The sequence below is a fragment of the Vibrio makurazakiensis genome, from assembly GCF_050337375.1.
In the GTDB taxonomy this organism is placed as follows: Bacteria; Pseudomonadota; Gammaproteobacteria; order Enterobacterales; family Vibrionaceae; genus Vibrio; species Vibrio makurazakiensis.
Map to the genome: position 1 here is coordinate 1 of NZ_JAKJSW010000322.1, position 3,367 is coordinate 3,367.

3 protein-coding genes are annotated in these 3,367 nt (G+C 41.6%); 2 read left to right on the plus strand and 1 reads right to left on the minus strand.

Annotated features, from left to right (window positions below):
- The first annotated feature begins 237 nt into the window (after positions 1-237).
- Both norR and L4C33_RS20775 read left to right on the plus strand, forming a co-directional pair.
- Positions 238-1,827 carry a nitric oxide reductase transcriptional regulator NorR gene (gene norR / locus L4C33_RS20770; RefSeq protein ID WP_428814294.1) on the plus strand — a complete coding sequence of 530 codons (1,590 nt, stop codon included), beginning with the start codon at positions 238-240 and terminating at the stop codon, positions 1,825-1,827.
- Between the two features lie 168 nt (positions 1,828-1,995).
- Positions 1,996-2,355, plus strand: a complete 360-nt coding sequence (locus tag L4C33_RS20775; protein WP_428814295.1) for a glutaredoxin family protein — start codon at positions 1,996-1,998, stop codon at positions 2,353-2,355.
- Between the two features lie 176 nt (positions 2,356-2,531).
- Here L4C33_RS20775 and L4C33_RS20780 read toward each other — a convergent pair whose 3' ends face one another.
- Positions 2,532-3,140, minus strand: coding sequence for an OmpA family protein (locus L4C33_RS20780; protein WP_428814296.1), 609 nt, complete (start codon positions 3,138-3,140; stop codon positions 2,532-2,534).
- Positions 3,141-3,367: the final 227 nt, after the last annotated feature.

Here is a 3,367-nt window from a genome sequence, read left to right on the forward strand (position 1 = left end):
CAGTTTTACTTACCCATAAGTCACAAAAATCAAACTTTAAGAACAATAAGAAAACGAAATGAATATCTATTAAGTTTACTTTTGATTCAATCACCTACATTGCACGAACAGTGCCAACTTCGAAAAACACCGTATATCTAGATCCTCTAAAAATTGATCTAAATCAAAACAGTCTTTTTGACCTTTAATTAAAGTCATAAAGACACTACTATGTAAGAAAAACAAAAAAGGTTTCTCATGCAAGACTTCTCAGCTTCGACACTAATGGAAATGACCATTGGTTTAGCAAGTGGCCTAAATGATCAGGATCGGTTTAACCGATTGATTGATGCGATACGTAAAACGATCACTTGTGACTGTGTTGCCTTGTTAAGTTTGCAGGGAGATACGTTAGTTCCTATTGCAATGCAAGGTCTAAGTCGAGATACGTTTGGTCGACGTTTTGTTATCTCAGAACACCCTCGCTTTGATGCCATTTGTCAGTCGAGAGATCCCGTTAGATTCGATTCAGACAGCTCCCTACCCGACCCGTTCGATGGGCTATTAATCGATCACGATGGTGACCTACCGATGCATGCTTGCATGGGGCTTCCTTTATACTTTGGCGATAAACTTTTAGGCGTATTAACACTTGATAGCCTAACACCCGACGTTTTTAGCCAAATCCCAGTGCGCAGTTTAGAAGTTCTTTCTGCAATCGCGGCGTCTAATATGCAAATGGCACTGACTTTTTCTCAACTTGAACATCAAGCTAAGCAATCTAAACGAAAGCTTGAAGAGCTGAACGAAGAAGCATGGGAACGTGAAGGTGGAGAGCTGATAGGCAAAAGCCCATCGATGCTTGCACTAAAAAGTGATATTGAAGTCGTTGCGCCATCTGAATTTAATATTTTGATCCACGGTGACACTGGCGTAGGTAAAGAACTTGTTGCTCGTACCCTTCACCATCAATCCCAACGCCGTCGTAACCCACTCGTGTACGTCAACTGTGCCGCAATTCCTGAAAACCTAGTAGAGAGTGAACTATTTGGTCACGTTAAAGGAGCATTTACAGGCGCAGACAGAACTAGTTTAGGTAAATTCGCATTAGCAGATGAAGGTACCCTTTTCCTTGATGAGATCGGTGAATTACCATTGGCAGCCCAAAGTAAGCTGCTGCGAGCCCTTCAAAACAACGAGATCCAGCCTGTTGGCCAAGATAATATTCAAACGATTAATGTCCGAGTATTAGCCGCCACCAACCGAGATTTAAAACAAGAAGTCGAACAGGGACGCTTTCGTGCCGATTTATACCACCGACTCAGTGTTTACCCTATTGCAGTCCCATCATTAAAGGAGCGCGGTGATGATGTAAGCTTGCTCGCTGGTTTCTTCTTAGAACAGGCTCGTCGTAAACTTGGTATTAATCAGGTTAAATTCCGTTCCGATGTATTGTCTTTCCTTGGTCGCTACGGTTGGCCTGGTAATGTCCGTGAATTAGAACACGTGATCAGTCGTTCAGCCCTCAAAGCACTAGCGCGCAGCACCAACAAAGATTTAGTCACCATCACTAAAGAAGACTGTGGACCACTTGATCAAGACCAATCAACCGTATCATTTGACTCTGAAAGCAAGGCTAGTGAAGTTCCAGCGGTCGATCTTTCTTTAGGGTTACGTGGCGCTACGGAGGAATTTCAACGAGGTGTCATTATAGATGCTTTGGAACAAGCGGATTACAATTGGGCGCATGCAGGAAGAACGCTCAAAACCGATCGTGCTAACTTAACTCGTCTAGCGAAGAGATTAGGGCTGAATGTATCAAAGACGCATACGGTTGAGATACGCTAAGCACAGATACATCCCATCTGGGTTAGATGCCACTAACTTCCATAACATAGTGGCATTCAGTCCTTCATCTTTTGTAATCGACAATTTGCAGTGTTACGAGCATATTGCGTCACTTGTGTATATAATGCCGCGARTTGTTAAACCTATTTTAAAGATGTAGAGATATTTATGAAATTTGTTCGCTGGTTTCTAGGCCGTATCATTTTGCTTTTGAACTTCGTTTTCTCACCACGTGGTGTAAAACGTTCTCAAGAAGAGCAGACGAAAGTAAACCAACTTGCTGAGTCGCATGCTTTATACCAATTTGAAGCATGCCCATTCTGTGTAAAAGTGCGTCGTTCAATGAAACGTCAATCAGTGTCGTTTGACCTACGTGATGCAAAAACAAACCAGCAGCACCGTGAAGAATTAGAAGCTGGCGGCGGTCGAGTAAAAGTTCCATGCCTACGCATTGAGAAAGACGGCAAAACTGAGTGGATGTACGAGTCTTCAGACATCGTTACTTACTTAGAAAAGAACTTCGCTTAATTTCTGCTTTTTACGTCTACACAAAGTAATACGTATAAACCGTCAGTAAAAGCTAATAAAAAAATCCCTCTACTTAGAGGGATTTTTTGTATTTAATCATTCGTCGCAATGACTTTCATTGAATGAAGCTCTTCACTGTGTTTTACCCGTCATCAGTGGCCATGAGTAACTGACCATTAACGAGTAACAATTAGAATAACTTCTGCACGTCGATTACATGCACGGCCTTGCTTTGAAGCGTTATCACAAATTGGCACATACTCACCGTAACCGCGAGTATAAATACTGTTACTGCCGACACGCTGAAGCTCAAGATGCGACTTTATCTGCATCGCACGTTTTTCTGACAACACATCATTAACGGCATAAGAGYCTGTACTATCTGTATGTCCTTCAACAACAATTTCGACGTCATCGCGCTTAGAAAGGTAATCTCCTAGCAAATCTAACCAACGATTTGACATCGATGAAAGGCTAGAAGAGCCAGTGTTGAAGTTTACATGCTGTGTTAGTTTCAACATGACGTGATCGCCAGGGATGCGTTCGTAATTAATACGATTCTGCTGGAGAAATGCTTCCATTTCATCACTCAATGGGATTGAACGACCATAGTTGGTGGCAATAACTCGTTGATTTGGCTGGCTAGTTTGTTTTGTTTGTACCGTGCCCCACTCTGGGTGCAATACTGAGTACTCCGATTGCGGAGCTGTCTCTAGCATGTCCATTGGTTGTAGCAACTGACAACCACTCAGTGCGACACTAAATAATAATACGAAATACTTCATTGATTCACCACGTTACGGTTTCGCTATCCTTCACGACTATTATTTTTATCGGCACCATTCTTAAAACTTTAGCCAAATTGTTACTTTAACCGCGAAATAATTAAACAACCTGCCCGTTACATTTAAAGTACAGCTGAACTGCCTTTACTTCATAATTTGCATTTAATTACTTTATTAATGTTTTCCTCACTTTAGTAAATGGTTAGAATTATCTAACTACTATAGAT